The organism is Membranihabitans marinus, assembly GCF_021729155.1.
GTDB lineage: Bacteria > Bacteroidota > Bacteroidia > Chitinophagales > Saprospiraceae > Membranihabitans > Membranihabitans marinus.
Genome location: NZ_JAJQYA010000032.1, coordinates 23,710 through 32,239, shown reverse-complemented (window position 1 = coordinate 32,239; position 8,530 = coordinate 23,710). Strand labels below are relative to the sequence as shown.

The window sequence follows — 8,530 nt, the reverse complement described above, 5'->3', positions numbered from 1 at the left end:
GTCGCAAAGGCAAACATTCCAAACATATCGGTAACGCTAGTAACATTCCAACTCCCTATATCACGATTAAAAACTGGGTTCTCTGCAAACATAAACCTCATGTTTTCAACTTTAGAAACATTCCAATCACCAATATCCTGATTAAAAACAATGGCAGAATCAAACATTAACTCCATATTTATCACATTGGAAACATCCCAGGTCCCTATTTCCTCATTAAAAGATACCGCCTTATAAAACATCGCCGTCATATCGGTAACATTGGATACATCCCAACTTCCTATATCTCCTTGAAAACTACTGGCAGCAAAAAACATGGACTCCATATTCGACACATTGGATACATCCCAGTTGCCGATATTTTGATTGAATACATAGGCATGGGCAAACATCCCTTGCATCATAGAAACATTGGAAACATTCCAATTTCCTATATCCTGATTAAAAGCCGCAGCAGCAAAAAACATCCCTATCATACTGGTTACATTGGATACATCCCAATTTTCCATAGATTGATTATATGACGAAGTTTCGGCAAACATAAATGACATATCGGTGATATTAGACAGATCCCAATCATCAATAGATTGATTAAAGGAATGGGTCAGCCGAAACATAGCTGCCGTACTCGATACCTCTGACAAATTGGGAAAATCTGTGGCCTTCAATACAAGGTTCGTTGCTCCGTAAAAAGAAGAATGAAAGGACTGCCATACAATGTCCCCCCACTGATCGATTGAGAGTAGCTTTTCACGATCTCCTTCATTATTGAAAAATATGGTAGGAAATTTCCCCCGTATAGCAATAGTATATACCCCTATGCTATCAAAACGGTGTGAGCCAGCGCTAGTCAAACCTATTTCGTCATATTCACCATCATTATCCCAATCTACATCATAGAGATATTCATAATTTGGATGAATCGGAATAACAACAGAATAGTCATCAGAAACACCTGAATGATCGGTCTTCCATGTTGTAATAAATGCATTGTCTTGGGCCTGTAAACAAAAAACGGATAAGATGAGTAATAGTAATGTCGAGGCAATATTTATTTTACTCATAATCAAGTGTTGTTTAGGGATTTTCTCAAAAATAATTTGTCTTATTTATTATATCAATGCCATTTATCGAAAGTAAAATTTACCAATGAAATAATAAATTGTAATATATTCCAAAAAACACAAGATACAAAATGACATCACAGCCATATTATAATTTAATGTAGTATGCACATTGAAATATTACAAAAAAACACCTAAATACTTACAGAAAACAATAACATAAAAATACAAACAATTTAAAGTTTATAATTTCTATCTTATAGTTATTCCCCAATGAAGGTTTAAGCCTTCTTTCATGGCAGCACTTCAATGATACTATCACTCTACCTTCCACACTATTCAATTGACTCGATCTCTAGAGAGACTAACCTAGGAATTGCTGCGAACTGGCAACTGATTTCCATCCATCACAATCTTATTTCCCCATACTTCATTGGTAGAATCCGGCATCACTCGATTCCATTTGGTCATTACTATTAATATAAACAACCACCTGGCTTCTCAATGCTAGTGAGAAATAATCAATGCAGAATGTTGATATTTTTTTTCGGCCGAATGAGGAATGACTCTGAGATAATACAAACCAGAAGGATAAGAACTGACATCAATTTGACTCACATTTTCATACTCATCCAATATGCGTCCATACTGATCTATAAGTTTAACTTGAAAATTGAGATAAGTCTCATCGCTATAAATATGCAGGGTCTCTGACACAGGATTGGGGTAAAATGTAAAATTATCGATAGCGATCTCGTGATTTGAGGTTAAAACCAAGGCATCGGTTGCCGTACACCCATTGGCATCGGTGACGATAATTTCCAACTGATCCCCACTCCGTTGAAATTCTGCCTCATAAGGGGGTACACCTCCCATCACGGTATAGGTAGAATCTTCCGCCAGGCTGACTTCAATAGGCGCAGAATACAAATAGGAAACAGTATCTCCGAATACACAAAATTCATCTTTTTCGATGGTCAAGTAATTGATCGATTCGCCAGCCAAAAGGTCGACACAATGACCTTCAACTTTAGAAGTCCCCATTTCGGTATTGACATCCCAAACTATCTTTGCATAAGAAAAAGAATCTATACATATTTGATTTACCGTATCTGTAGCACAGTATTGATAATCTGACATATCTTCGATAAAATTCAATATATCTGAACATTTACATTCATCGCTTAATATAATCCATCCTTTATTTTCGATTAAATCTGCTCTTGCAGTCGATCCCTGGCAATAACTAATATTGGCAGCTGAAAATATTTTGTCTTCATATCCCCCACTAGACCACCCGATCAAGACACTGTCATAGACCTCTGTAGTCATGCCAGAAGAATCCAATAAAGTCAACATGAATTCCACATTAGAAATATCCCAGTTGCCGATATTTTGATTAAATGATGAAGCGTTAGCAAACATTGCTGTCATATCTATAACACTTGATACATCCCAACTGTCAATATCACCATTCATCAGATTAGCATTTGAAAACATAGCGTACATATCTGTAACATTGGATACATTCCAGCTGCCGATATTTTGATTGAAAGATGATGCCGATGCAAACATTAAAGACATATCTGTCACAGCGGAAACATCCCAACTGCTAATATCTTGGTTAAATAAACTGTCTGCAGTAAATAAAGAAGACATATTAACGACATTGGAGACATCCCAACTTCCTATATCCTGATTAAACGAGAATGCACCATAAAACATAAAAGACATGTCTGTCACTCCAGAAACATCCCAATTTCCAATACTTGCATCAAAAGATGTTGCCAGAGCAAATACACTATACATATCAGTTACATTGGAAACATCCCAACTATCCAAACTCTGATTAAAAGATGTAGCAAAAGCGAACATGCCATACATATCGGTAACGCTGGACATATCCCAACTGTCAATGTCTTGATTAAACGAGGATGCTGCTTGAAACATAGAAACCATAGAAGTCACACTGGACACATCCCAATCCCCAATATCGCGATTAAAAGAATGGGCATTGTTAAACAAATTCGACATATCAGTAACATTGGACACATCCCAACTTCCTATGTCTTGATCAAAAGCTGTCGCAAAGTTAAACATACCATACATATCGGTAACGCTGGATACATTCCATTCACCAATATCCTGATTAAAAACAATGGCAGAATCAAACATCAACTCCATATTTATCACATTGGAAACATCCCAGTTGCCGATATCCGAATTAAAAGATACCGCCTGATCAAACATACCCGTCATATATGTAACATTGGACACATCCCAACTTCCTATATCTTGATTAAACGAAGATACTCTAGCAAACATATAGGACATGTCTGTCACACCAGAAACATCCCAACTTCCTATATCACGATTAAAAGCTGTCGCTAAGGCAAACATACCAAACATATCGGTAACACTAGTTACATTCCAACTCCCTATATCACGATTAAAAGATGTAGCAAAAGCAAACATATTATACATACTGGTAACGCTGGACACATCCCAGTTTCCTATGTCTTGATTAAAAGAGGAGGCTATTTCAAACATTGAGCCCATATCAGTAACATTGGACACATCCCAGTTACCTATGTCTTGATCAAATGCAGTCGCTAAGGCAAACATTGCAAACATATTGGTAACGCTAGATACATTCCAACTCCCTATATCACGATTAAAAACAGGATTTTCTGCAAACATAAAACTCATGTTTTCAACTTGAGAAACATCCCAGCTCCCTATATCCGAATTAAAAGATACCGCCTGAATAAACATAGCCGTCATATCTGTCACGTTGGATACATCCCAATTCCCTAGATCTTGATTAAATGCAGCAGCGGCAAAAAACATAGCCGTCATATCTGTCACATTGGATACATCCCAATTATCCATAGGTTGATTATAGGTAGCAGTTTGAGCAAACATATATGACATATCGGTGATATTCGACAGATCCCAATCCTCGATTGACTGATTAAAGGAATGGGCCATACGAAACATAGAAGCCATACTCGACACCTCTGACAAATTCGGCAGATCTGTCGCCTTCAATACAAGATTCGTTGCTCCATAAAAAGAAGAATGAAAAGACTGCCATACAATGTCGCCCCACTGATCTATAGAAAGTAGTTTCTGTCTATCCCCTCCGTTATTAAAAAAAATACTGGGGAACTCCCCTCTTATAGCTATGGTATAGACACCTGTACTATCAAAGCGATGTAATGCAGAACCAGTCAATCCGATTTCGTCAAATTCACCATCATTATTCCAATCCACATCATAGTTGTATTCATACATTGGATTGGTGGGAACGACGATGGTATAATCATCAGAAATACCTAGATTGTCAGTCTTCCATGTCGTAATAAATGCTTTCTCTTGGGCCTGTAAGGACAAGACTGATAAAATGAGTAATAATAAAGTTGAGAGAAATTCTATTTTATTCATAATCATGTGAAGTTTAGGGATTGGCTTAATAATTTGTTCTTTTGCTATTTCAAAATCTCTTATTGGAAGCAACAATAGCATTTAAAACAACTACTTGTAATATATTATAAAAACAACAAGGAACAAAAGTATTCAACAGTCAATTTGTCTTTTATTATATCACATACACTAAAATGCCATAAAAAAATACTCATATGCCTTCAAAAAACAATAACATAAAAACACAAGCCTTCAACACTATTAATTTATAATATCTAACTTATTGTCAATTCCCAAAAGAGGGATATAGAGTTTTATCATGGCTGTGGTTCGATCACTCAATCTTCCATACTACAAAGTTGACATAACCTCTATAGACTAGCCTCGGTATTGCTGTGGGTTAGCCACTCATTTTCAACCATCGCCATCTTATTTCCCCATACTTCATTGATAGAAGCCGGCATCATTTGATTCGATTAGGTAATTATTTTCAATATAAACAACCAGCTGGCTTCTCAATACTAGTGAGAAATAATCAATGCAGAATGTTGATATTTATTTTCCGCCGAATGAGGAATGACTCTGAGATAATACAATCCAGAAGGATAAGTGCTAACATCAATTTGACTCACATCCTTGTATTCACCCATTAGACGGCCATATTGATCCATGAGTTTGACACGATAAGAGGTATATTCATCATCATTTTGGATATACACTGTTTCATGTACGGGATTGGGAAAAATTTGAAAACTATTGATGGCTATTTCGCGGTCAGCCGTCAATACCAAAGCGTCACTTCCTTTACATCCAAGGACATCGGTAACTACGATACTCAACTGATTTCCACTCCGTTGAAATTCTGCATCATAAGGCTGTACACCTCCTATGACGGTATAAGTAGAATCTTCAAACAAAGTCACCGAAATAGCTGTATTTTTAATGATAGTCACCGTATCACTAATCATACAAGCCGAATCTTTCTCAATGGATAAATTTCGAATATAGGTACCGGGTTCTAAATCAATACAGTGTCCATACTGTTTTTGGAATCCGTCTATATTTTCAACATCCCAAATAAAATTCATATTGGGATAGTCATCAAAACATATTTGACTTATACTATCATCACTACAATAGATAGTATCATCAATGGTCTCTATATAGGTGGCAATATCTGCACAATAACATTGATCTCCATTAAATGACCATCCTTTTTCCGAGATAAGTTGATTTCGCGCCTCAGATGATTCACAATATTTCAATCCATTCGCTCCTAGAATCTTATTATAAAAGTCAGCATTTGACCAAGATAATAATACAGAATCATAAACCTCAATAGTCATTCCTGATGAATCCAACATTCCGGACATATAATATGTCTGACCAATATCCCATTTTCCAATGTTTTGATTAAAAGAAGAGGCATTTTTAAACATATTAGTCATATCAAACGTACTATTCACATTCCAAGCCCCAATATCCTGATTAAAAGAGGATGCATTTTCAAACATAGAATACATGTCATTCACTCTATATACTTCCCAATTACCAATATCCTGATCAAAGGAGGATGCTTTATAAAACATATTTCGCATATCTGTTACATTGGAAACATCCCAAGATCCTATATCCTGATTAAAGGAGACCGCTCCATAGAACATATACCCCATTCTAGTCACATTTGACACATCCCAGGATCCTATATCCTGATTAAAGGAGGATGCTTCACGAAACATGCTAGACATATAGACAACATTGGATACATCCCAGCTATTTAAATTTTGATTAAATGAGGATGCTTTATGAAACATATAAGACATATCTGTAACATTGGAAACATCCCAAGGTCCTATATCCTGATTAAAAACTGTATCACGGGCAAACATGGAATACATATCTACAACATTGGAAACATCCCAAGATCCTATATCCTGATTAAAGGTGGATGCTCTTGAAAACATATATTGCATATTTGTTACATTTGATACATCCCAGGAAGAAATATCTCCATTGAATTCTCTGGCTTCATAAAACATAAAAGACATATCCGCAACATTGGAAACATCCCATGCCCCTATATCCTGATTGAAAACCGTATCACTTGTAAACATAAAAGCCATGTTTTCAACTTGAGAAACATCCCACGAAGAAATATCTCTATTAAAAGAATAAGCCTCTGCAAACATTGCTTCCATAGTAGTCACTTTGGACACGTCCCAGTTGTCTAAAGCTTGATTAAAGGAAGATGCACTATAAAACATATATTGCATATCTGTTACATTTGAAACATCCCAAGATCCTATATCCTGATTAAATGAGGATGCTTCATAAAACATATAAGACATATCCCTAACACTCGACACATCCCAGGACCCAATTTCTCCATTGAAGGAATAAGTCTCTGAAAACATCCCAAAAATATCAATTACATTTCCAACATTCCAGCTATTTAAATCTTGATTAAAGGAAGATGCTCCATAAAACATATAAGACATATCGCTTACACTCGACACATCCCAGGAAACAATTTCTCCGTTAAAGGAAGAAGCCTCGTAAAACATTCCAAACATATCAATTACATTCCCAACATTCCAGCTATTTAAATCTTGATTAAATGAAGATGCTCCATAAAACATATAAGACACATCGCTTACACTCGACACATCCCAGGATCCAATATCCTGATTAAAAACTGTATCATCTGCAAACATTGCTTTCATATTCATAACACTTGACACATCCCAAGCACTGATATCCCCATTCATCATGGATGCATAGGAAAACATTTCTTTCATATTCATAACACTCGATACATCCCAATTACTTACATTTCCATTAAATTCACTCGCTTGATTAAACATTGATGCCATACTAGTGACCTTGGACACATCCCATTTATTTAGATCTTGATTAAATGAAGATGCACCATAAAACATATAGGACATATAGGTCACACTCGATACATCCCAGCTATTTAGATCTTGATTAAAGGAGGATGCCCCTGAAAACATATAAGACATATCGGTAACACTCGATACATCCCAATTACTTACATTTTCATTAAATTCACTCGCTTGATTAAACATTGACTCCATACTAGTGACCTTGGACACAACCCATTTATTTAGATCTTGATTAAATGAAGATGCTCTTGAAAACATATAGGACATATTGGTAACACTCGATACATCCCAGCTATTTAGATCTTGATTAAAGGAAGATGCACCAGAAAACATATAGGACATATCGGTCACATTACTTACATCCCAAACACTGATATCGGCATTCATTGTAGATGCTCCTGAAAACATATAGGCTAGACTACTCACTTTCGATAAATCGGGAAGATCGTTGGCCTTTAACTCTAAATTTTCTGCACCTGAAAAAGATCCATTAAAAGAAATCCACTCAATATCCCCCCATTGATCAATAGATAAGATTTTCTCACAATCTCCTCCTCTATTGAAACGAATTGTAGGAAATTGTCCTCTGATAGCTATGGTATAGACACCGGCGCTATCGTAGCGGTGGGATGATTCACCTGTCAGACCAATATCGTCGTAAATACCATCGTTATCCCAATCGACATCATAATTATACTGATAAAGAAAACTCACTGGAATGACAATAGATTGATGATCTGATGTTCCATAGTTATCCGTCTTCCAAGTGGTAATAAAAGGTCGATCCTGACTAAATAAATTAAACGAAAATAAAACAAATCCAAGTGTGAGGGTTAAGACATTAAAATAGCGCATAAACAAATGGTGTTTAAGAAAATAATTAGAAAATAATATATCTTCATGCTATTCTAATATCACTGCCGATGCGAGCAATATCTGGCAGTAAATATAACAAAAGTTTGTATAAATAAACAACATACATGACTGAAAAGTAATACATTACGAAAATAAATCTACAACAATTTACTTACACATGATTATACTTGCTATGGAAGACTTAAACCAAATGAATTTAGTATCATCCGATAAGCTATAAAGTTATCTATCTTTACTCATGTAAAAATGGAATGTAAG

General features: G+C 35.7%; 3 protein-coding genes. All 3 read right to left on the bottom strand.

Annotation, left to right across the window (positions count from 1 at the left end):
* Positions 1 to 1,064: BspA family leucine-rich repeat surface protein (locus LVD51_RS16210; RefSeq protein ID WP_236972409.1), on the bottom strand; the 1,064-nt coding region annotated here is incomplete at its 3' end.
* Between the two features lie 507 nt (positions 1,065 to 1,571).
* Positions 1,572 to 4,511: a BspA family leucine-rich repeat surface protein gene (locus LVD51_RS16205; RefSeq protein ID WP_236972408.1), complete on the bottom strand. Its 2,940-nt coding sequence runs from the start codon at positions 4,509 to 4,511 to the stop codon at positions 1,572 to 1,574.
* 500 nt (positions 4,512 to 5,011) lie between these two features.
* Positions 5,012 to 8,251, bottom strand: a complete 3,240-nt coding sequence (locus LVD51_RS16200; RefSeq protein ID WP_236972407.1) for a BspA family leucine-rich repeat surface protein — start codon at positions 8,249 to 8,251, stop codon at positions 5,012 to 5,014.
* Positions 8,252 to 8,530 lie beyond the last annotated feature (279 nt).